This is a genomic window from Kosakonia oryzendophytica (assembly GCF_027886705.1).
Classification (GTDB): Bacteria; Pseudomonadota; Gammaproteobacteria; order Enterobacterales; family Enterobacteriaceae; genus Kosakonia; species Kosakonia oryzendophytica.
Genome location: NZ_CP115659.1, coordinates 2,725,934 through 2,746,277 on the forward strand (window position 1 = coordinate 2,725,934; position 20,344 = coordinate 2,746,277).

Consider the following 20,344-nt stretch of genomic DNA (forward strand, 5'->3'; position numbering starts at 1 on the left):
GCGCATACCGCGCCCCGGATTCACACGCCCTGAAGAGAGGCAAAGATGAACACCTTTACATCTCAAGATACCCTGATCATTGTTGGCATTGTGGTGGCTTATATTCTGTTCACCACCTGGTTAACCTTCCGCTTGCGCAGTAAAAACAGCGGCGATTTTATGGAGGGGTCGCGTGCGATGCCCGCCTTTATCGTCGGCATTCTGCTGATGTCTGAGTATATTGGCGCGAAATCGACCGTCGGCACCGCGCAAGCGGCGTTCGAAGACGGCTTTGCCGCTTCCTGGTCGGTGATTGGCGCAGCCATTGGTTTCCCGCTGTTTGGTCTGCTGCTGGTTAAACGCATCTATAACACCGGCAAAATTACTATCTCCGGGGCGATTGCCGAAAAATATGGCAACAGCACCAAAAACATCATCTCGATTATCATGATTTACGCCCTGCTGCTGGTGAACGTCGGCAACTACGTAAGCGGCGCGGCGGCGATCTCAACCGTACTGAAAGTGAATCTGCCGATCGCCGCCTTTATTACCGCTATCGTCAGTACCTTCTACTTCGCCTTTGGCGGTATGAAAGGCGTGGCATGGGTGACATTGCTGCACAGCGCGCTCAAATATTTCGGTATTCTGGCGATCATGGGTTTTGCCTTGTCGAAGACCGGCGGTTTTACGCCAATGATTGAAAACATGCCGAAATACTACTGGACCTGGGACGGTAATTTTGGGGCCAGCACCATTTTTGCCTGGTTGATTGGCACCATTGGCTCCATCTTTTGTACCCAGTTTGTGATCCAGGCAATTTGCTCGACCAAAGATGTTCAGAGCGCCAAACGTTCCACCTGGGTCGCCTTCTTCTTCTGCCTGCCGATTGCACTGGCGATTGCGGTCATTGGCGTCGCGGCAAAATACCTGCACCCGGAAATCAACAGCCTGTATGCCATGCCGATTTTCCTGCAGGATATGAACCCGTGGGTGGCAGGACTCGTGACAACGTCACTTGTCGCCTCTATTTTTGTGAGCGTCAGTACCGTGGCGCTGGCAATTGCATCGCTGGTAGTAAAAGATTTCTACGTGCCTTATCGCAAACCGACGCAAGAGCAAGAATTTAAAGCCACACGCTGGTTGTCGCTGCTGATTGGCTTCCTGCCGCTGATTTTTGTGCTGTTTGTTCCGGAAGTCCTGAAACTCTCCTTCTTTACCCGCGCCATCCGCCTCTCGATTTCGGTGGTGGCGGTGATTGCCTTCTATGCGCCGTTCTTTAAGAGCACCCGTGGTGCTAATGCCGGTTTGATTGGTGCCTGTGTGGTGACCTCGATCTGGTATCTGCTGGGCGATCCGTTTGGCATTAACAATATGTATGTTGCGCTGATCACTCCGGCGGTGATCATGGTGCTCGACCGCCTGATCCCTAACAAAGCGGTTCCCAAAGCCGTCAGCAACGCGCATACCCCTGTTCGAAACAATGGAGTTTGATATGTCTGTGACTGTAAAACGCGATGGGGTGTTACGCCCACTTCCGCAGGACGCTCGCGTCACCACGGCCATGCTGCCGTCATCCTGCCCGCAAAACCATGCGGCGAACATTCTGCCGCTGCCCAATGGCGACATAATGTGCGTCTGGTTTGGTGGCACACAGGAAGGGATTGCGGATATCTCCGTATGGAGTTCACGTCTGGCATCCGGCGCGCAGCAGTGGAGCGATGCGGTAAAACTGTCGGACGATCCGTCACGCTCCGAACAAAACCCGGTCTTATTCCTTGCCCCGGATAATGTGCTGTGGCTGTTGTGGACGGCGCAAATTTCCGGTAACCAGGATACGGCTATCGTGCGCTACCGCCAGTCTGTAGATTTTGGCACCAGCTGGGGCGAGATCGGTACGCTGCTGGATCAACCTGGCACCTTTATCCGCCAGCCTATTACCGTGCTGGATAACGGCAACTGGTTGCTGCCGGTGTTTTATTGCCGCACGCAACCGGGCGAAAAATGGGTGGGTAACGACGACATCAGCACCGTCAAAATCTCCGCCGATCAGGGGAAAAGCTGGCGTGACGTTGTCGTACCGGAAAGCCTCGGCTGCGTACATATGAACATCACCGCCCTGGCAAGTGGAACACTGGTGGCGCTGTTCCGTAGCCGCTGGGCAGATAATATCTATTACAGCCAGTCTACCGATGGCGGTGAAAGCTGGTCGGTACCGGAACCTACGGTATTGCCGAACAATAACTCGTCCATTCAGGTCACCACGCTGGACGATGGCATGCTGGCTCTGGTGTTTAACGCGATGAGTGCGGCGGGCGCAACAGAACGACGCGCATCGCTGTATGATGAGATTGATGATGGTGACGGACGCAAAGAACCCACGGTGACCGGCGGACGCAGTGCCTTTTGGGGCGCGCCGCGCGCGCCGATGACGGTGGCGATTTCACCCGACGGCGGGAAAAGCTGGCCGTGGCAGCGTAATCTCGACGAGGGCGACGGTTACTGCATGACCAACAATTCACAGGAAAAACTCAACCGTGAGTTCTCCTACCCGAGCATTAAACAAGGTGCTGATGGCAATCTGCATATCGCCTATACCTACTTCCGCCAGGCGATTAAATATGTGCGCGTCTCCCCGACGTGGGTGAAGGAGTTGCCATGATCCTCGGAAACCTTAACGCCCTGCCGCTGGCCGGGCTTCCCGCCGGGCTTAGGGCAATCCTTGATTTACCCCAGTGCTCACTGGCGGCACTTCAGGCGCACGATGACGGGCGCCTGCAACCGGAGCACGCAGCCTGGTATTGCAATATTGGCCCGGCGAATACCCGACCGCAGGCTGAGCGCCACACGGAATACCACCATCAGTGGGCGGACATTCAGGTAGTACTGTCAGGCGAAGAGACCATTCACGCAGGCACGCAGTATGCGGCGAAAAGCACAGATGAAGAGCGGAAACCGGATCTGTTTATTGCCACCCAAGCGCAATTACCAGTGCGTGTGACGCTGCGCGCCGGTGATTTCGCCGTGTTCCTGCCAGGCGAACCGCATCAGGCATTGTGCGCGGTTGACCAACCGATGACCGTGCGCAAAGCGGTGTTCAAAGTGCCGCGCACACTACTGGAGGAATAAGATGTCGATTGCTGTCGTCACCGGCGCCAGTTCCGGTATTGGCGAAGCCATTGTCAGCTGGCTGCTTGATCACGGCTGGCAGGTGGTCGGGCTTTCGCGTTCGCCGGTTCAGCGGAATACCACGGCCTTTCGCAGTTTGCAGGTCGATTTAAGCGATGACGCCGCTTTGCGCCAGGCGCTCAACGGGCTTGAAACGCCGCAGGCGGTGATCCATGCCGCTGGCATGATGGCCGCCGCACCGCTTGGCGAACTGAATGCCGCTGCCAGCCAGCGTTTATGGCGGCTGCATGTGCAGGCCGCAGAAACGCTGGCCAACCATTTTGCTCCCCAGATGCAGGCAGGCGGGCGGATTGTGGTGATTGGCAGCCGTACATCACGCGGCGCAGCCGGGCGTTCACAGTATGTGGCGACCAAAGCAGCGCTGGTGGGCATGGTACGAAGCTGGGCGGCAGAACTGGCACCGCGCGGCATTACCGCCAATGTGGTCGCGCCCGGCGCAACGCAAACCCCGATGCTGAGCGCACCAGGACGGGAAAGCTCGCCGCCAAACGTGCCGCCCATTGGGCGTCTGATCACACCGCAGGAAGTGGCAGCGCTGGTAGGGTTTGTGTTGTCAGCCGATGCCGCAGCCATCACCGGCCAGGAACTGGTGATCTGCGGTGGCGCATCGTTGAAGTGAGCATGTACCGGGTATGGCTGTCGGCAAGGTGTCATCACCATCCAACGACATGCCCGGCATTACCCCCCCGTAACATCACGCAGAAACACTTTCCCCATCAGGTACAATGTTGCCTGGCCGCCAATCAGCACGCGATCGCCCCGCCACTCGCAGCGCAGATCCCCGCCCCGGGCAGAAACCTGCCGCGCCTGCATCACCTGTTTGCCCTGTTTTTCACCCCAGTACGGGATCAGCATGCTATGGGCCGAGCCGGTGACCGGGTCTTCCGGTACGGATTCGCCAGGGCAGAAGAAGCGGCTGACAAAATCCACCGACTCACCCGGCGCGGTCACGCAGACCATTTTCCCCAATGGGACCATACCGGCGATATCCGGTTGCAGGGCTTCGACTTGCGCCTGGTTTTCCAACACCACCAGATAGTCACGCCCAACGCGCACCTCTTTCGCCGCTGCGATACCGAGCGTGGTCAACAGTAGCGCGGGCGGATTCGCCACCGCTTCCGTCGACCATGCCGGGAAGTCGAGCGTTAACCAGTCGCCATTGCGCGTCACTTTCAGCTCCCCGACGAAACGGGTGGTGAAGCGGATCGCGGTATCCGGGTAATCGAGATATTCAAAAATCACATGTGCAGCAGCGAGCGTGGCATGCCCGCAGAGGTTAATTTCAGATTGCGTGGTAAACCAGCGCAGCTCAAAGCCGCTGTCGTTACGCACAAAAAACGCGGTTTCAGACTGATTATGCTGCTGCGCCATCTTCAGCAGTACCTCATCCGGTAGCCACTCGGTCAGTGGGCAAACGGCGGCGGCATTACCGCCAAAGGTGCGATCGCTGAAAGCGTCTACCATATAGAAGTCGATTGTTTGCATAGCAGTTCCTCTTTATTGTTCTCTGTTTTTGAACGCTATTAGATCCCGATGCAATGGGTATTTTCCATCTCGCCATAAAATGAGATCTGCATCACAAATTGTTTGTATTTTCGCCAGCAAAAGCCTTAAGATCACGCCCTCTCCCTTTTCCATCACCTGGCTAAACATTTTTATGACAACGAATACGGTTTCACGAAAAGTCGCGTGGCTACGGGTGGTAACGCTTGCCGTTGCCGCTTTTATTTTTAACACCACCGAATTCGTCCCCGTTGGGCTGCTGTCAGACATTGCGCAAAGCTTCGACATGGAGACCGCGCAGGTGGGGATCATGTTGACCATTTACGCATGGGTGGTGGCGTTGATGTCGCTGCCATTTATGCTGCTGACCAGCCAGATTGAACGCCGTAAGCTGTTGATTGGCTTATTTGTGCTTTTTATTGCCAGCCATGTTCTCTCCTTCCTGGCATGGAATTTCGAGGCGCTGGTACTGAGCCGCATCGGTATTGCCTTCGCACATGCCATTTTCTGGTCGATCACTGCGTCACTGGCTATTCGCCTCGCCCCGGCGGGCAAACGGGCGCAGGCGTTAAGCCTGATCGCCACCGGCACCGCGCTGGCCATGGTGCTGGGGCTGCCAATTGGTCGCGTGGTCGGGCAATATTTCGGCTGGCGCACCACCTTTTTTGCCATCGGCCTGGGCGCATTAATTACGCTGGTCTGCCTGGTCAAACTGCTGCCAAAACTGCCAAGTGAACATTCCGGCTCACTGAAAAGCCTGCCGCTGCTGTTCCGTCGCCCGGCATTGATGTGCATTTATCTGCTGACCGTGGTCGTGGTCACTGCCCATTATACGGCGTACAGCTATATCGAGCCGTTTGTGCAGAACGTTGCGGGCTTTAGCGCCAACTTCGCTACGGTGCTGTTGTTGCTGCTTGGCGGCGCGGGGATCATTGGTAGCGTACTGTTTGGTAAACTCGGCAATCAGCATGCATCCGGGCTGATCAGTGGCGCTATTGCGATGCTGGTTGCCTCACTGGTGCTGATGTTACCGGCATCCGGTAGCGAAATACATCTGGCGGTACTGAGCATTTTCTGGGGTATCGCCATCATGGTTATCGGGCTGGGTATGCAGGTCAAAGTGCTGGCGCTGGCCCCGGATGCCACTGACGTAGCGATGTCGCTCTTTTCCGGCATTTTCAATATCGGCATCGGCGCCGGCGCGCTGGTGGGGAATCAGATGAGCCTGCACTGGTCGATGGACGCCATCGGCTATGCCGGGGCGATCCCGGCGGTTGCCGCGCTGGTGTGGTCCGTATTGATTTTCCGCCGCTGGCCGGTAAAACTGGAAGAACAGACCAGCCCCAGTCACTCGTAAGTCATTACATCTGCTGCGAAATGACCGAATCCATCACCGTGGTTTGCCAGTCAAACCACGGATTCCAGGTCAGCCGGGCATGAATTTTATCCGGCTCGACCAACCCCCAATCGGAATACCACACTTCTTCTCCCGCCAGGCAACGTCTGGCTACGGCTTCCGGCTGCCCGTTCGCGCACAATACCACGCTGCCTTTGCGCCCATAGAGCGGGTTTTGCGGTGAGAAGAGGACCGACATATGGGAAAACTGGCTGATGCGATCTTGCGGCAAGACATCGGTTTTCACCAGGATTCGCGGCGCTTTTACCACGCCTACCGGCGGTGTACCGCACCAAATGACCCGGCTCGCGGGGTGGGTAAAACTGCGGTCAAAATGCTCAAGGATCCAACGGGTATTCAGCACCGAATCGTGCTCAGCCAGCACCAGTAGCGCGGGTTTGTCCCAGGCCTTTTGCGCCAGCCAGTCCTGCGCACGGGCCGCTGTCCACCAGAACTGCGCAAAGCCATTCGTCGGAACGCGTAAATAGCGCGTGGCGATCTGCTGGGGAAAAAGGGTGCCTGGCGGGCGTAGCCAGTCGCGAAACAGCGCGACCGTCGGCGCAAGGAAATCATAGCCAGTACTGGACTTGAAGGCCGGAGAGAATAAGAGTAGCCCCTGCACGCTGTCATGATGCGTCATGGCATAATCCAGTGCCAGATTACCACCGGTTGAAAACCCACCGACCCACAGCGAATCCACCTCTTTTGCGAGAATATCCGCCTGCTCTTGCACCACTTCGCGCCACTGATCGGCGCTGACACTCAACAGATCGGCAGGCCGCGTACCGTGCCCTGGCAGCAACACCGTGCGCACCAGAAAACCCTGTTTCGCCAGTTGCGGTGCAATATCCACAAACGAGGCGGGGCCATCGCCCAGTCCGTGGATCAGCAAAATGCCCTTGCGCGCGGGTGACGCAGGGCGCCACTCCTGCGGCGTGTTTAACTGCAATTCGGTATTTTTATCCAGCGTCTGAAAAGCGCGGTGTGCGGCAACAAACGCACGGGTTTGCTGCTGATAGCTGGTAAAGCTTTTTTGCCCGAGCGGTGCCTCAACGATCGCTCGCTGTTGGCAGCCTACCAGCAGCAGACTGAGCGCAATCATGGCAAACCCGATACGCGTTCCCATTATGCCCCTGCATGAAAGGTGGTGATAATTTCCAGCACCCCGTTAATGATAAATTGCACACCCATACAGACCAGCAAAAAACCCATCAGCCGGGAGATAGCCTCAATGCCGCCCTTTCCCACCAGCCGCATAATCGCGCCGGAGCTACGCAGGCTTGCCCACAGGATAACGGCCACAATGGCAAAAACAAGCGGCGGCGCAACGGTGATAATCCACGCAGGGAACGCTGTGCCGTGGCGGATCGTCGACGCAGAGCTGATGATCATCGCAATGGTGCCTGGCCCGGCGGTACTGGGCATCGCCAGCGGCACAAAGGCGATATTGGCGCCAGGCTCATCTTGCAGCTCTTCAGATTTGGTTTTGGCTTCCGGCGACTCGTGCGGCTTTTGCTGCGGAAACAGCATGCGAAAACCAATAAAGGCAACAATCAACCCACCGGCGATGCGTAATCCCGGGATCGAAATGCCGAAGGTGCTCATCACCAGCTGCCCGGCGTAATACGCCACCATCATAATGATGAACACATAGACCGATGCCATCAGCGCCTGCTGGTTGCGTTGAGCGCTGTTCATATTCCCCGCCAGCCCTAAAAACAGCGCGACGGTGGTTAGCGGGTTTGCCAGCGGCAACAATACCACCAGCCCGAGGCCAATCACTTTCACTAATTCCAGCATAATGCGCATCACTCCTTGAGGGGGTCAAAACGTTCGCAGTATAGCCTTAACGCGAAGGCGAAAGCAGGGTTTGCGGATGGTCACAGCACGAAAAAATAAAGCTATTAGATTGTTTACGCTGGAAATTTTTTTACATCCTCCCGTGTTTTAGCAAATAGTGGCATCGGTCAACTCATTCGGTTGACTTATATTTGCCTGAGCAATAATATCTGCCGTGACTAATCTACTTGCCGGGGCAACCATTGTGAAAAGTACGAATGATCTATTTAACGACATCATTCCTCTTGGCCGTTTGATCCACATGGTTAACCAAAAAAAAGATCGTTTACTGAACGACTATCTGTCGCCGCTGGATGTGACAGCCACCCAATTTAAGGTGCTCTGTTCTATCCGCTGCCAGGTGTGCATTACCCCGGTGGAACTAAAAAAAGTGCTTTCTGTCGATCTCGGCGCCCTGACTCGCATGCTGGACAGACTGGTGTGTAAAGGCTGGATCGAACGTAACCCGAATCCACATGACAAGCGCGGCGTGTTGGTGCAGTTAACGGCCGACGGCGCAGCATTATGTGAGCAATGTCATCAATTGGTAGGGCAAAACCTGCATCAGGAATTAACAAAAAACTTAACGGCAGAAGAAGTGGCAACACTTGAGCATTTGCTTAAGAAAATATTGCCGTAAAACAAAGAGGTATGACGATGTCCAGACGCAATACTGACGCTATTACCATTCATAGCATTTTGGACTGGATCGAGGATAACCTGGAATCACCGCTGTCACTGGAAAAAGTGTCAGAGCGTTCCGGTTACTCCAAGTGGCACCTGCAACGGATGTTTAAAAAAGAGACTGGTCATTCGCTGGGCCAATACATTCGCAGCCGCAAGCTGACGGAAATTGCGCAAAAGCTCAAGGAGAGCAACGAACCGATCCTGTATCTGGCAGAGCGTTATGGGTTTGAATCGCAACAAACCCTGACCCGCACGTTTAAGAACTATTTCGACGTGCCGCCGCATAAATTCCGTGTCACGGATATGCCCGGAGAATCCCGGTATCTCCTGCCACTCAATCACTGTAGTTGCTAATCGCCTGTTTTAAAGACGTATCGAGGAAAGTATGAAACGTATCGCCTGTGCCGCCGTCACCCTGCTGGTGTTGGTTTCCGGCCAGAGTTATGCGGAGCAATTTAATCATCCCGCGCAGCAGAACGCGCGCGACACGATGATTTTACCCGCCGCTGCCCAACAAACATCGCCGTATGATTTTAACCATATGGGCGCGGGGAGCGACAAATCCGACGAATTAGGCGTGCCGTATTACAATCAGCGCGGCTAACCGTTTTGCCCCGCACACTGCGGGGCTTTTTCTCGCTTATCCTGCCTGCACCGCACGACGTAAACGAAAACCAAACACATTGATATAGAGCCCTGCCATCACCAATAATGCTCCGAGCAGTTGCCATACCGACAACGTTTCGCCCAGCAGCAACGCCGCGCTCGCCATCCCCACCACCGGCACCAGCAAAGACAGCGGCGCCACACGCCAGGTTTCATAGCGTCCCAACAGGGATCCCCAAATACCGTAACCGATAATGGTGGCGACAAACGCCAGATAGACCAGCGACAACAGCGTTGTCACATCAATACTCACCAGGCTTTGCAGGATAGCAGCCGGACCGTCGACGACGAGCGACGCCAGCATAAACGGAACAATCGGGATCAGTGCACTCCACACCACCAGCGACATCACCGCGGGCCGGGATGTGTGCTGCATAATTTTTTTATTGAAGATATTGCCGCAGGCCCAGCTAAATGCCCCGGCCAGGGTGAGGATGAAACCGACCATCGGCACATGCTGCCCGGTGAGGCTTGACTCAATCAGCACCAGCACACCGAGAATAGCCAGCGTTATCCCGACCAGCTGTTTCGCCTGTAAGCGTTCGCCAAACACGCCCGCGCCAAGGACGATGGTAAAAAATGCCTGCGCCTGTAGCACCAGCGAAGCCAGACCGGCGGGCATACCAAACTTGATGGCGCAAAACAGAAAAGCAAATTGCCCAAAGCTGATGGTCAGTCCATACCCCAACAGTAAAGAGAGTGGGATTTTGGGACGCGCCACAAACAACAGCGCCGGAAACGCCACCAGTACAAAGCGCAAACCTGCCAGCATTAATGGCGGCATAGCGTGCAGACCGACTTTTATGACCACAAAGTTAAGCCCCCACGCCACCACTACCAACATCGCCAGCAGGACATCTTTACGCGCCATTCTTCGCCCCTGTGTAGTTTAAAATTTTGTAAAAAATTTACGTTAACGCAAAAAAATGTACAGCGACAGATCATTAAATCAGGTAGGTCAGTTAAGGCATTTCGCGACAAACATGCGGGTGTACTTCGCACTTTATGCATGTTATTGCTGTATACATCACAAAAAAATATAACAACACGCATGTCGGATAAGCCAATGATCTCAACGCAAACACGCTCAACCGCCGCTTTGCTGGCCTCATCGCTGTTACTCACCATCGGGCGCGGCGCGACGCTGCCCTTTATGACCATTTACCTCAATCGCCAGTATGGCATGGCGGTCGATCAGGTTGGTTACGCCATGACGCTTGCGCTGACCATTGGCGTGGTCTTTAGCCTCGGTTTCGGCATGCTGGCGGATAAGTTCGATAAAAAGCGCTATATGTTACTCGCGATTACCGCGTTTATCGTCGGTTTTGCCGCCATTCCGCTGGTCGATCATGCAGGACTGGTGGTGCTGTTTTTTGCCCTGATTAACTGCGCATACTCGGTGTTTTCCACCGTACTGAAAGCCTATTTTGCCGATACGCTTACCCCGACAGCGAAGGCGAAGATCTTCTCGCTAAACTACACCGTGCTGAATATTGGCTGGACCGTCGGCCCCCCGCTCGGCACCCTATTGGTGATGCAGAGCATCAATCTGCCGTTCTGGCTGGCGGCAGTGTGCGCCGCGTTCCCGCTGGTGTTTATTCAGTTCTATGTCAGGCGTGTGGCCCAAGGCGCAGGCACAGACGGCCCGGCAGTCTGGCAACCCTCAGTATTACTGAAAGACAAAGCGCTCGGCTGGTTCACGCTGTCGAACTTCCTCGCCTCGTTTGTTGCCGGTTCTTTCGCTTCCTGCCTCTCCCAGTATGTTATGGCCGTGGCAAGCAGTGATTTCGCTGAGCGTGTGGTCGCCGTGGTGCTGCCGGTTAATGCCGCCGTGGTGGTCACGCTTCAATATGCCGTAGGGCGAAAACTCAACGCCGCTAACCTGCGCCCGCTGATGGCGACTGGTACGGTATGTTTTATGATAGGTCTGCTCGGCTTTATGTTGTCCGGCAACAATCTGTGGCTGTGGGGGCTTTCCGCCGCCGTTTTCACGCTGGGTGAGGTGATCTACGCGCCAGGCGAATACCTGCTGATCGACAACATTGCGCCAGCGGGAATGAAAGCCACCTACTTCTCGGCTCAGGCGCTGGGCTGGCTCGGTGCGGCAATGAATCCCTTAATCACCGGCATTATTTTGACCACGTTACCCGCCTGGTCACTGTTTATTATCTTAATAATCACCATTGTGCTGGCCTGGCTGATGATGATACGGGGGATGCAAATCCGCCCGTGGGGCGTTGTGCAGACGCAATAAAAAAACCGGCGCGTTACGCGCCGGTGTCCCACGCTTACCACACCTGTTCGGCAATCTGCGTCACCAGCCGAACCTTGTCCCACTGTTGTGCTGGCGTCAGGGTATTGCCCTCTTCCGTTGAGGCAAAACCGCACTGCGGGCTGAGGCAAATCTGGTTGATGTCGACAAATTTCGCTGCTTCCTGAATACGCGCCTTGATACCCTCCGGGTTTTCCAGCTCGCCATTTTTGGTGGTGATCAGGCCCAGCACCACTTGCTGTTTGCCGGGGCGGACAAAACGCAGCGGTGCAAAATCGCCGGAGCGGTCATTGTCATATTCGAGAAAGAAGGCATCAACATTGACGCTGCCAAATAGCACTTCCGCTACCGGCTCATAGCCCCCTTCCGAAATCCAGGTGGAGCGGAAGTTACCACGACAAACATGCAGCCCGACGGTTAAATCCTCCGGCTTGCCTTCCAGTGCCTGGTTAATCACCCGGGCGTAAATGCGTGCCAGCGCATCCGGATCGTCGCCACGCTCACGGATTTGTCGACGCTGATCGTCAGAACACAGATAGGCCCAGACGGTGTCATCCAGTTGCAAATAGCGGCAACCTGCGGCGTAAAACGCGTGGATCGCGTCGCGCCAGGTGGTCGCCAGGTCATCAAAATAGGCATCCAGATGCGGATAGACTGTCGCGTCGATATCTTTACGTCCGCCGCGGAAGTGCAGCACGCTCGGGCTGGGAATGGTCATCTTCGGCTGGGCATTGCCGCTGATGCTTTTCAGATAACGAAAATCCGCCAGCATCGGGTGATTGCCGAAACGCAGTTTGTCGATCACCCGTACGCCGTGCGCTTTGGTTTGCACGCCATTAAATTGAATACCTTTATCAGCGTCATAGCGCTCCACACCTTCCAGACCGTCGAAGAAGTCAAAATGCCACCATGCACGGCGAAACTCACCGTCGGTCACCACATGCAGGCCGCAGGCGCACTGTTGCTCAACAACCTGACGAATGGCTTCATCTTCCACGCTGCGCAACTGCTGTGCGGTGATGTCACCCTGAGCAAACTGCTGACGCGCCTGTTTGATGGCGTCCGGACGTAAAAAACTGCCGACTACGTCAGCGCGGAATGGGGCCTGATGTCGCTGCATACTGCTTCTCCTCGTGCGCCTGGGCAGATGGTTACCCGGCGTGATAATTCATTATTTGAATTTTCAGCCTTCTGGACGGCTAAATGTCCAAATAAAATGTCACACCGGGCCGCTGACCGCAAACGAGAAAAATTCACGGGACATGAATAAATTTCAACTTGAGTGAACGAAGATGAAACTCTCATGCTTAACCCGCATCAGGGCCTTACCCGTGGGCAAAGGTATAGCCTTCATCTTCCCAGCCGGTAATCCCACCGAGCATAATTTTCACCGCCAGCCCCATCCGCGCCAGTTTCAGCGCCGCGCGATCGGCACCGTTGCAGTGCGGCCCGGCGCAATAGACAACAAACAATGTGTCTGCTGGCCACTGTGCCATACGCTCCGGAGTCATCTGGCTGTGCGGTAAATGCAGCGCGCCGGGGAGATGGCGACGGGCAAACGTTTCAGGGCTACCCACCACGTGTAACAACACAAAATCCTGATCCTGCTGGCTGATGGCATGGTGCACATCCGCACAATCGGTTTCTACGCTCAGGCGGTGCATAAAGTGGCTGGCGGCTTCTTCCGGCGAAGCGGCGGGAATATCGGTCACATAGCTCATAGTGCTTTCTCCGTGTTTGTGTTAACACTACTCTAACCAAAACAATACAATCTCACTGCCCTTCTCTATGCCAGATAACACCAGGATAATGACAACTTTACGACGTACTGCATCGCGCCATCGCGTTATTGCCCTCGCCTACGATGGCCTGTGCACATTTGAGTTTGGCGTGGCCGTGGAGATTTTTGGTCTGCCACGCCCGGAGATGGGCGATAGCTGGTACAGCTTTGCGGTGGCGGCCATAGAAGAAGGTGAGCTTCGCGCCACGGGCGGTATTCGCGTCCTGACGGAGGGGGGGCTGGCGCTGCTCGCCACTGCTGACACGATTGTGGTTCCCGGCTGGCGCGGCGCGCAAATGCCGGTTCCTGAGACATTGTGCGCTGCCTTGCGGGCAGCCAGCCTGCGGGGTTGCCGCATCATCTCAATCTGTTCCGGTGTCTTTGTGCTGGCGGCTGCCGGCCTGTTGAACGGGCGTAAAGCGACCACCCACTGGCGCTACACGCCGCTGCTGCGTGAGCACTATCCGGCAATAGATGTGCTGGAAGATGCGCTCTATTACGATGAGGGAAACGTGATGACGTCTGCCGGTAGCGCGGCAGGTATCGACCTGTGTCTGCACGTGGTGCGACAGGACTTTGGTATCGAAATAGCCAATCTTGTCGCACAGCGCCTTGTGGTACAGCCGCACCGCGATGGTTCGCAAACGCAGCACCTCACCCGCCCGGTAGCCCGAACCCGGGAGAGTAAGCAACTGGGGCAGTTGTTCGATTTTCTCCACCAACAGCTGGCACAGCCACATACGGTTACCTCGCTGGCACAGCGCACAGGCATGAGCCCACGTACCTTTTTACGCCGTTTTCAGGAGTCTACCGGAACCACGCCACAGCGCTGGATTTTACAGGAACGGCTCCTGCGCGCACAGGAGTTGCTGGTCACGTCGCGGATGAGTATTGATCTTATCGCCGGGCATAGTGGATTTGGCAATGCCGCATCATTACGTCACCATTTTCACCAACAGCACGGTATTTCCCCGGCGATGTATCGGAAGAAATTTACGCTTCCCACGAAATAATTCACACTATTCAGCTTTTATTTAGATTTACCCGGTTAATATATCTCCATCGCGGCAAATTAAGGTAAGAGAGGTCAGTTCGTACATTAGATGGAGGTTTAACATGATGGGAAATATGCACGTATTTATCGCAGTACTGGGAATTGTATTGTTTTCTGGTTTTCTGGCTGCTTATTTTAGCCATAAATGGGATGACTGATGAACGACTATAATCCCCCACCGCGACGGCCCTTTACGCAAAAACGTAAAGGGCCGTTTCTTTTTCTGGCTGATGAACAAAAAAAACCGCCAGATAACGGCGGTCAATGCTTGCATGGATAGTTTTATGTTTTGCTTTATACGCTAACTCAAACGATCTGGTTAACGGATCGTACATAATTTAACATCGCCATCCTCAACGGTATCTAAACGGAAAAAACCACATCGCGCTTACTGCGTGAGGGGTGTGGGCGGAATATTTCCGTCAGCGAAACGTTTTACTGTTGAAATCACTGACGATATATCTTTCAGAATGAACTTATTGTGTTAACTTCAGCTTTCCATTCAACAGGCCGGAGGGGTTATCCCCAATATTAAATTTCAATGCCCGGTTTGCAGCAGTCAAAAATTTTTATTCACGACCTTCTGCCCGGGCCGGCATCAGCCTCATGGTGCAATTTGCTCGGTTTGTGGTACGAGACTGACGGCAAAATCCTGTATTCCCGTGCTACGAAGGAAAAGGTGGCCGAAGCAGGTAATAGAGTAAGGGCCTCTTGTTGAGGCCCTTTTATTGACATATTCCGTTACGCGTTTTTGGCTTTGCCTAAAGAAAAACCGCTCACCTTCGCAATATGCACGCGTAATATGGTTCCTTTAACGCTGGTCCACCCCGCATTTCCGGTCATCCATGACGGATCTTTAATATGCAAATAATTAAGTGGAATAACATGGTCATCGTCAACGCGATAATCTTCAGCCAGATCGTCAAAGAACCGGGCGATAGAGTTTGTCACCGATTCATCGCCGGGAACAGAGCGGATCGCTTTGGCGGTAAATAAGGCATACTCCTGCCCGGAAACCAGTTCTCCGGCGACAACCTGACCGTCGACAACCAGCGTGACCACCATTCCCGCACCTAAATTCGCACAGGATACCAGGTGTGATAAGGCGCTGTCCTGCGTACTGATCGTGGGCGTTATTGCCGCGGGCACTTCACGTTGATTTTCCATTTTGATCTCCGCATCTGGTATTGAAAACCGCCCGCAGGCGGTTGTTATGAGTAGAATTGACGGATGGCCTGTTCAGTTTCCTGCGAAGTGACCAGGTCAGAGAATCGGGCAACAAGAAATGTTTCGCCATCAAGATCCCAGGATTCAATGGGAATTTCGAGAAACGAGCTCTGCTCATTTTTGAACGTAACCGATTTTGCATTATCTTCCACGGTTACGTTTTCAACCTTACCACCGGCGCGAATTACCACTACATTTTTGGTCATGTCGGTTACCTCAGTTGCTCAAATAGCATTCGACATTAACACAGACATTCCAGTAATGCCTGCGTGATGCCACAGAATGTTAAGCTCTAAAATCGGGTCTTTTAATTTGACTTAATGAGGCGGGTAATGCCACGGGTCGAAATGTGAGGCAGCACACACTTTAACAATTGAGTGTGCCGCCAAAAGCACTTAACGCAGTAAGGAGAGCATGGTTTGTGGCACCTGGTTGGCCTGCGCCAGCACCGAGCTTCCCGCCTGCTGGAGGAGTTGCGCGCGCGACATGTTCGATACCTCCGTACCATAGTCCGAATCCAGGATCCGGCTGCGAGCCGAGGAGAGATTATTCGCGGCATTGCTTAAATTGCTGATCACCGATTCAAAACGGTTCTGGTAAGCACCCAGTGCGCTACGCTGCGTATCGACCGCTTTAATCGCATCATCGATGGCCGCCAGCGGGCTGCCGCTCGTCATGCCGCCGGAGGTCACAAGACCGTGAAGAACATCAAAGCCTTGCGACATCGTGCTACGCGCGCTGCCATTGATAAAATCCCCGGACACGTCGCGAATCGCACCTGAATTGGCGTAGAGGTTGTAGCTGTCGCTGCTGCTCATGCTGATGGCGATTTCCTCACCGTCCTCCGTGCCCACATGGAAGCCATAGCTGAACGTTCCGGAACTGGTGTTCAGCACTTTGATGCCGTTGAAATCCGTTTGCGTGGTCACACGGTTAATCTCTTCCATGCGTTCGTTCACTTCCGCCTGGATTGAGTCGATATCCGAGGCGGAATTTGAGCTGTTTTGCGCCTGGACGGTCAAATCCCGGATACGTTGCAGGTTGTTGTTGATTTCACTCAGTGCGCCTTCCGCCGTTTGCGCCAGTGAAATGGCGTCGTTGGCATTACGCGCAGCAACACCCATGCCGTTGATATTAGAAGTAAAACGGTTGGCAATAGCCTGACCCGCAGCATCATCTTTCGCGCTGTTGATGCGGACCCCGGAAGATAAGCGTTCAATCGACGACCCCAACGCCGTCTGCGATTTACTGAGATTGTTTTGGTTAATCAGTGAGAGTGTATTGGTGTTAATGACGGCCATAAGCGAATCCTGCGCTGAATTTTTATAATCTTTCCTGCCGATATGAACCGGTGTTCCGGTTATGTATCGACAAATTATTTCAGGGCTTTAAGGATTTTCTTAGGAAGCTTTACGGCGACAGCCAGAGACCCGACGACAAAACAGATCTCTGGCTGTACAGATTACGGTGATGCCGGGTGCCTCCCGGTGAGTCTGCTCCAGTCCGCAAACTCGCCTTATCCCAAAAAGGTACGACTGGTAGCCCCTCCGCGCAGGGGGATTCATCACCACGCCTAACGGTATTTCCCTTGTGTATGTAAGGTCAATGACCGGGCGGGTTATGTAACTTTTTAAAGTGTATTGCAACCGGAATACTGCCTGTCCATCACACAATATGTGACAGGAAGGGTATTTGACTCACTGTACGCCACAGCACGGAAGGTCAGAAAACCTACCTGATTTTGCCTTGATTCTCATTCTTGTTTGGAAGACCATTCGCCCGCTTAAGTTTTTTCTTAAAATCAAATTTTTATTACATTGTTAACGGATTGCGCATGAATATTGATACGGATAGCGATTGTTTAGGCTTCGATCCTAACCATCCTCTGGCGAATAAATTTGATGTTTTGGTTTATCGGGATGGACTTTTCAGCACATTGCCTAAAAATTTCTTCCAGAACTGGCTGGGTGATACGTCGCAAATTGGCACGATGCATATCGGTAAGTGCTCCGGTTTTGGCGTTGACTCCTTAGTGAAATATGACAGTGATGCGCAAGCATTGCATGTTGGCCGCTTTGTTTCCGGTGGTTTACGGTTAAAATTCATCCTGAATGGTCAACACGAAACCCGCGCCATGTCGACGTCGATCCTGTCGTTTATTCATCCTGAACTGAAAAGCCCGACGCTGCCGCAATACGGACATTCAGTTATCAAGAATGATATCTGGATCGGTGACGAAGTGATGATGTTAGGCGGCGGCACGATTGAGAATGGCTGTATTATTGGCGCGCGTTCCCTTCTCCCGCCGAATTTTACATCAGAGCCCTATGGGATTTATGTCGGTAGCCCGGCACGGCTGGTGCGTTTTCGTTTTACGGACAAAGTGATTGAATCCTTACTGGAACTCGCCTGGTGGGACGCCCCGGATTTGGCGAACTGGTTAAAACGGGTTAACCGCTATTTTCTCGTGGATTTTACGCAGGACGAGAGCAAAACGCTGGATTTACTGGCCGAAGTGAAAGCCCATAAAGCGACGTGGGGTAAAAAAATGGCGCTGGCCGTCTGAGGCCGGGGCACACGCAAATAAAAGCCGGGCTCAACGCCCGGCCTCGGCATTATTCACTCAATCCACGGTTTTTAAGCATCGGTTCAATTTGCGGATCATGGCCGCGCCAATTACGATAAAGTTCAGCTAAATCAGTGCTATTCCCGCGCGATAAAATCGCTTCGCGGAATTTTTGCCCGTTCTCACGGGTTAATCCCCCCTGCTCAACGAACCATTGATACCCATCATCAGCCAGCATTTGCGTCCACAGGTAGGCGTAATAACCCGCGGCATAACCGCCACCAAAAATATGGGCAAAATAGCTGCTGCGATAGCGCGGCGGCACTGCCGCCAGATCAAGCTGCTCGCGTTGAAGCGCCTGCTGTTCGAAGCCCTCCACGTCATTCACAGCCGTACCGTTCGCCAGACTGTGCCAGTTCATATCCAGCAGTGCAGCGCTCAGAAGTTCGGTCATGTCGTAGCCTTTGTTAAACTGTGTAGCGCGCAGCATCTTCTCGCGCAGCGCGTCCGGCATCGGATCTCCGCTCTTGTAGTGCCGCGCATAGCGACTGAACACCTGAGGCTGGCTGGCCCAGTGCTCATTAATCTGTGAGGGGAACTCAACAAAATCACGCGGTGTATTGGTACCGGAAAGGCTGGCGTAGCGCTGTCGGGCAAACAGACCGTGCAGCGTGTGACCAAATTCATGGAACAGGGTGATGACATCATCCCAGGAGAGCAGCGCGGTCTGCCCGGCGGCGGGTTTTTGATAATTACAAACATTGTAAATCACCGGCTTCGTGCCCAGCAGAGTCGACTGTTCAACGAAGTTCCCCATCCATGCGCCACCGCTTTTTGAATCGCGTGCGAAGAAATCCCCGTAGAACAGCGCCAGCCCTTGCCCGTCGGCGTCGAAAATCTCCCATACGCGCACATCCGGGTGGTAAACCGGAATATCAAAACGTTCAACCAGACGGATGCCAAACAGTTCACTGGCGGCCCAAAACACACCTTCGGTGAGCACGGTATTGAGCGCAAAATAGGGTGCGATTTGCGACTCATCTAAATCGTATTTCGCCAGCCGTACCTGTTCAGCATAAAACGCCCAGTCCCAGGCTTGTGCGCGAAATCCCCCTTGCTGTGCATCAATCACCTGTTGAATATCCGCCAGTTCGCGTTCGGCACGCGCCCGGGCGGCGGGGGCAATATTGCGCATAAAGGCCAGTGCGGCCTGCGGTGTACCCGCCATCTGATCAGCGATTTTCCAGCTGGCGAAGTCAGCGAAACCGAGCAATGCCGCCTGCTGCGCGCGTAATTGCACCAACCGCAACACCAGTGCCCGGGTGTCATTGGCATCACCGTGCTCTGTCCGTAGCCAACCCGCCATAAACAGATTTTCACGGGTTTGCCGGTCGCGCAACGCCGCCAGCGCGGGTTGTTGTGTGGTGTTCAGCAGCGCCAGCAACCAACGGTTTTCAAGGCCTTTTGCCGACGCAGCTTCAGCCGCCGCCGCAATCGCCTCTTCGCTCAGCCCTTCGAGCTGGCGCACGTCATCCACCACCAGTCCGCCTGCTTTATCCGCGGCCAGCAAGCGTTGATTAAACTGACTGGTAAGCGTGGCGGCTTCGGTATTCAGCGCTTTGAGAGTCGCTTTATCGTCAGCACTTAGGGTCGCCCCTGCCAGCACAAAGCGTTGATACGTTGTCTCAACCAGTCGCAATGACTCCGCATCCAGCGCGAGGGCATCACGCTGCTGCCAGACGGTTTCTACCCGCGCAAACAATGCGCCATCAAGATAGATATCGTTCGCCAGCTCCGCCAGTTCGGCAGAAAATGCCTCATCCAGTTGTTGCAAAAACGCATTGGTATGCGCAGAGGTCATGGCGAAAAAGACGCTGGTTACCTGATTTAACAATTGCCCGCTGCGCTCCAGCGCCAGCACGGTATTATCAAAATCCGCCGCAGCCGGGTTACCCGCAATGGCGGCGATTTCGCTGCGCTTTTGTTGCAGGCCTTGATCAAAGGCCGGACGGTAATGTTCCTGCTGAATCATGTCGAACTGCGGTGCCTGGTAAGGCAACGGACTGGCGGCAAAGAAAGGATTAGTAACCGACATATTTCGCTCCTGAATTCGGTAAGTCTCCTCAGAGTAGGCATCGCTCGCGCGCATCGCAATCATTTCTCGTCCTTGCACACAAGCAACGGTTTTT

22 protein-coding genes are annotated in these 20,344 nt (G+C 54.2%); 12 read left to right on the top strand and 10 right to left on the bottom strand.

Translation table 11 applies throughout. The features are described 5' to 3' along the window. Positions 1–45 precede the first annotated feature (45 nt). The 4 genes from O9K67_RS13175 to O9K67_RS13190 are packed head-to-tail and all read left to right on the top strand — an operon-like array spanning position 46 to position 3,784. Complete coding sequence (locus O9K67_RS13175) at positions 46–1,470, top strand: sodium:solute symporter family protein (RefSeq protein ID WP_061495649.1); 1,425 nt, start codon at positions 46–48, stop codon at positions 1,468–1,470. A gap of 1 nt (position 1,471) precedes the next feature. After that, the gene (locus O9K67_RS13180) at positions 1,472–2,638 is read left to right on the top strand and encodes a sialidase family protein (protein ID WP_061495647.1); all 1,167 of its coding nucleotides are present in this window, start codon (positions 1,472–1,474) and stop codon (positions 2,636–2,638) included. Next, positions 2,635–3,105 carry a YhcH/YjgK/YiaL family protein gene (locus tag O9K67_RS13185; protein WP_061495645.1) on the top strand — a complete coding sequence of 157 codons (471 nt, stop codon included), beginning with the start codon at positions 2,635–2,637 and terminating at the stop codon, positions 3,103–3,105. The genes O9K67_RS13180 and O9K67_RS13185 overlap by 4 nt, the downstream gene beginning before the upstream one ends. Position 3,106: 1 nt before the next feature. Continuing rightward, entirely contained in the window at positions 3,107–3,784 is a 678-nt protein-coding gene (locus O9K67_RS13190) for an SDR family NAD(P)-dependent oxidoreductase (RefSeq protein WP_061495643.1), read from the top strand. A 59-nt stretch (positions 3,785–3,843) separates the two neighbouring features. Here O9K67_RS13190 and O9K67_RS13195 read toward each other — a convergent pair whose 3' ends face one another. Further along, a complete protein-coding gene (locus O9K67_RS13195; protein WP_061495641.1) occupies positions 3,844–4,650 on the bottom strand; it encodes a PhzF family phenazine biosynthesis protein in 807 nt (268 codons plus the stop codon). 172 nt (positions 4,651–4,822) lie between these two features. Here O9K67_RS13195 and O9K67_RS13200 point away from each other — a divergent pair, with 172 nt between their 5' ends. Then, positions 4,823–6,025, top strand: a complete 1,203-nt coding sequence (locus tag O9K67_RS13200; RefSeq protein WP_061495639.1) for a sugar transporter — start codon at positions 4,823–4,825, stop codon at positions 6,023–6,025. 4 nt (positions 6,026–6,029) lie between these two features. On the opposite strand, the gene O9K67_RS13205 is transcribed toward O9K67_RS13200, so the two are convergent. Both O9K67_RS13205 and O9K67_RS13210 read right to left on the bottom strand, forming a co-directional pair. Next, entirely contained in the window at positions 6,030–7,190 is a 1,161-nt protein-coding gene (locus tag O9K67_RS13205) for an alpha/beta hydrolase (protein ID WP_061495637.1), read from the bottom strand. Next, positions 7,190–7,864, bottom strand: coding sequence for a MarC family NAAT transporter (locus O9K67_RS13210; RefSeq protein WP_061500014.1), 675 nt, complete (start codon positions 7,862–7,864; stop codon positions 7,190–7,192). The genes O9K67_RS13205 and O9K67_RS13210 overlap by 1 nt, the downstream gene beginning before the upstream one ends. Before the next feature lie 244 nt (positions 7,865–8,108). On the opposite strand from O9K67_RS13210, the gene marR reads away from it, so the two are divergent. Genes marR through marB form a run of 3 tightly spaced genes read left to right on the top strand, consistent with a single transcriptional unit; the run spans position 8,109 to position 9,194 of the window. After that, positions 8,109–8,543, top strand: a complete 435-nt coding sequence (marR, locus tag O9K67_RS13215; protein ID WP_061495634.1) for a multiple antibiotic resistance transcriptional regulator MarR — start codon at positions 8,109–8,111, stop codon at positions 8,541–8,543. 17 nt (positions 8,544–8,560) lie between these two features. Continuing rightward, entirely contained in the window at positions 8,561–8,944 is a 384-nt protein-coding gene (marA, locus tag O9K67_RS13220; RefSeq protein WP_139109669.1) for an MDR efflux pump AcrAB transcriptional activator MarA, read from the top strand. A gap of 31 nt (positions 8,945–8,975) precedes the next feature. After that, positions 8,976–9,194, top strand: coding sequence for a multiple antibiotic resistance protein MarB (gene marB, locus O9K67_RS13225; protein ID WP_061495631.1), 219 nt, complete (start codon positions 8,976–8,978; stop codon positions 9,192–9,194). Positions 9,195–9,230: 36 nt separating this feature from the next. On the opposite strand, the gene eamA is transcribed toward marB, so the two are convergent. Further along, on the bottom strand, positions 9,231–10,127 hold the full coding sequence (gene eamA, locus O9K67_RS13230; protein ID WP_061495629.1) for an O-acetylserine/cysteine exporter: 897 nt from the start codon (positions 10,125–10,127) through the stop codon (positions 9,231–9,233). 195 nt (positions 10,128–10,322) lie between these two features. On the opposite strand from eamA, the gene ydeE reads away from it, so the two are divergent. Further along, positions 10,323–11,510, top strand: a complete 1,188-nt coding sequence (ydeE, locus tag O9K67_RS13235) for an efflux MFS transporter YdeE (RefSeq protein ID WP_061495627.1) — start codon at positions 10,323–10,325, stop codon at positions 11,508–11,510. A gap of 34 nt (positions 11,511–11,544) precedes the next feature. On the opposite strand, the gene O9K67_RS13240 is transcribed toward ydeE, so the two are convergent. Both O9K67_RS13240 and O9K67_RS13245 read right to left on the bottom strand, forming a co-directional pair. Then, positions 11,545–12,648: a cobalamin-independent methionine synthase II family protein gene (locus O9K67_RS13240; protein WP_061495625.1), complete on the bottom strand. Its 1,104-nt coding sequence runs from the start codon at positions 12,646–12,648 to the stop codon at positions 11,545–11,547. Positions 12,649–12,853: 205 nt separating this feature from the next. Then, complete coding sequence (locus O9K67_RS13245) at positions 12,854–13,249, bottom strand: rhodanese-like domain-containing protein (RefSeq protein ID WP_061495622.1); 396 nt, start codon at positions 13,247–13,249, stop codon at positions 12,854–12,856. A gap of 67 nt (positions 13,250–13,316) precedes the next feature. On the opposite strand from O9K67_RS13245, the gene ftrA reads away from it, so the two are divergent. Together ftrA and mgtS are read left to right on the top strand one after the other, a co-directional pair. Then, on the top strand, positions 13,317–14,321 hold the full coding sequence (ftrA, locus tag O9K67_RS13250) for a transcriptional regulator FtrA (protein ID WP_061495620.1): 1,005 nt from the start codon (positions 13,317–13,319) through the stop codon (positions 14,319–14,321). A gap of 103 nt (positions 14,322–14,424) precedes the next feature. Beyond that, a complete protein-coding gene (mgtS, locus tag O9K67_RS13255) occupies positions 14,425–14,520 on the top strand; it encodes a protein MgtS (protein ID WP_088237490.1) in 96 nt (31 codons plus the stop codon). Between the two features lie 583 nt (positions 14,521–15,103). Here mgtS and O9K67_RS13260 read toward each other — a convergent pair. From O9K67_RS13260 to O9K67_RS13270, 3 genes are all read right to left on the bottom strand, one after another. Then, positions 15,104–15,529, bottom strand: a complete 426-nt coding sequence (locus tag O9K67_RS13260; RefSeq protein ID WP_061495618.1) for a hypothetical protein — start codon at positions 15,527–15,529, stop codon at positions 15,104–15,106. Between the two features lie 44 nt (positions 15,530–15,573). Continuing rightward, positions 15,574–15,795: a hypothetical protein gene (locus O9K67_RS13265; protein ID WP_061495616.1), complete on the bottom strand. Its 222-nt coding sequence runs from the start codon at positions 15,793–15,795 to the stop codon at positions 15,574–15,576. Between the two features lie 189 nt (positions 15,796–15,984). After that, positions 15,985–16,890: a flagellin N-terminal helical domain-containing protein gene (locus O9K67_RS13270; RefSeq protein WP_061495613.1), complete on the bottom strand. Its 906-nt coding sequence runs from the start codon at positions 16,888–16,890 to the stop codon at positions 15,985–15,987. A gap of 533 nt (positions 16,891–17,423) precedes the next feature. Between O9K67_RS13270 and O9K67_RS13275 the strand changes: the two genes are divergently transcribed. After that, entirely contained in the window at positions 17,424–18,155 is a 732-nt protein-coding gene (locus O9K67_RS13275) for an LbetaH domain-containing protein (protein ID WP_061495611.1), read from the top strand. 49 nt (positions 18,156–18,204) lie between these two features. Here O9K67_RS13275 and dcp read toward each other — a convergent pair whose 3' ends face one another. Beyond that, a complete protein-coding gene (gene dcp / locus O9K67_RS13280; RefSeq protein WP_061495609.1) occupies positions 18,205–20,250 on the bottom strand; it encodes a peptidyl-dipeptidase Dcp in 2,046 nt (681 codons plus the stop codon). Positions 20,251–20,344 lie beyond the last annotated feature (94 nt).

Excerpts from the sequence above, each read along its gene's own strand:
- O9K67_RS13175 (WP_061495649.1), top strand. The coding sequence starts at position 46 with ATGAACACCTTTACATCTCAAGATACCCTGATCATTGTTGGCATTGTG.
- O9K67_RS13180 (WP_061495647.1), top strand. The coding sequence starts at position 1,472 with ATGTCTGTGACTGTAAAACGCGATGGGGTGTTACGCCCACTTCCGCAG.
- O9K67_RS13185 (WP_061495645.1), top strand. The coding sequence starts at position 2,635 with ATGATCCTCGGAAACCTTAACGCCCTGCCGCTGGCCGGGCTTCCCGCC.
- O9K67_RS13190 (WP_061495643.1), top strand. The coding sequence starts at position 3,107 with ATGTCGATTGCTGTCGTCACCGGCGCCAGTTCCGGTATTGGCGAAGCC.
- O9K67_RS13195 (WP_061495641.1), bottom strand. The coding sequence starts at position 4,650 with ATGCAAACAATCGACTTCTATATGGTAGACGCTTTCAGCGATCGCACC.
- O9K67_RS13200 (WP_061495639.1), top strand. The coding sequence starts at position 4,823 with ATGACAACGAATACGGTTTCACGAAAAGTCGCGTGGCTACGGGTGGTA.
- O9K67_RS13205 (WP_061495637.1), bottom strand. The coding sequence starts at position 7,190 with ATGGGAACGCGTATCGGGTTTGCCATGATTGCGCTCAGTCTGCTGCTG.
- O9K67_RS13210 (WP_061500014.1), bottom strand. The coding sequence starts at position 7,864 with ATGCTGGAATTAGTGAAAGTGATTGGCCTCGGGCTGGTGGTATTGTTG.
- marA (WP_139109669.1), top strand. The coding sequence starts at position 8,561 with ATGTCCAGACGCAATACTGACGCTATTACCATTCATAGCATTTTGGAC.
- marB (WP_061495631.1), top strand. The coding sequence starts at position 8,976 with ATGAAACGTATCGCCTGTGCCGCCGTCACCCTGCTGGTGTTGGTTTCC.
- eamA (WP_061495629.1), bottom strand. The coding sequence starts at position 10,127 with ATGGCGCGTAAAGATGTCCTGCTGGCGATGTTGGTAGTGGTGGCGTGG.
- ydeE (WP_061495627.1), top strand. The coding sequence starts at position 10,323 with ATGATCTCAACGCAAACACGCTCAACCGCCGCTTTGCTGGCCTCATCG.
- O9K67_RS13240 (WP_061495625.1), bottom strand. The coding sequence starts at position 12,648 with ATGCAGCGACATCAGGCCCCATTCCGCGCTGACGTAGTCGGCAGTTTT.
- O9K67_RS13245 (WP_061495622.1), bottom strand. The coding sequence starts at position 13,249 with ATGAGCTATGTGACCGATATTCCCGCCGCTTCGCCGGAAGAAGCCGCC.
- ftrA (WP_061495620.1), top strand. The coding sequence starts at position 13,317 with ATGCCAGATAACACCAGGATAATGACAACTTTACGACGTACTGCATCG.
- mgtS (WP_088237490.1), top strand. The coding sequence starts at position 14,425 with ATGATGGGAAATATGCACGTATTTATCGCAGTACTGGGAATTGTATTG.
- O9K67_RS13260 (WP_061495618.1), bottom strand. The coding sequence starts at position 15,529 with ATGGAAAATCAACGTGAAGTGCCCGCGGCAATAACGCCCACGATCAGT.
- O9K67_RS13265 (WP_061495616.1), bottom strand. The coding sequence starts at position 15,795 with ATGACCAAAAATGTAGTGGTAATTCGCGCCGGTGGTAAGGTTGAAAAC.
- O9K67_RS13270 (WP_061495613.1), bottom strand. The coding sequence starts at position 16,890 with ATGGCCGTCATTAACACCAATACACTCTCACTGATTAACCAAAACAAT.
- O9K67_RS13275 (WP_061495611.1), top strand. The coding sequence starts at position 17,424 with ATGAATATTGATACGGATAGCGATTGTTTAGGCTTCGATCCTAACCAT.
- dcp (WP_061495609.1), bottom strand. The coding sequence starts at position 20,250 with ATGTCGGTTACTAATCCTTTCTTTGCCGCCAGTCCGTTGCCTTACCAG.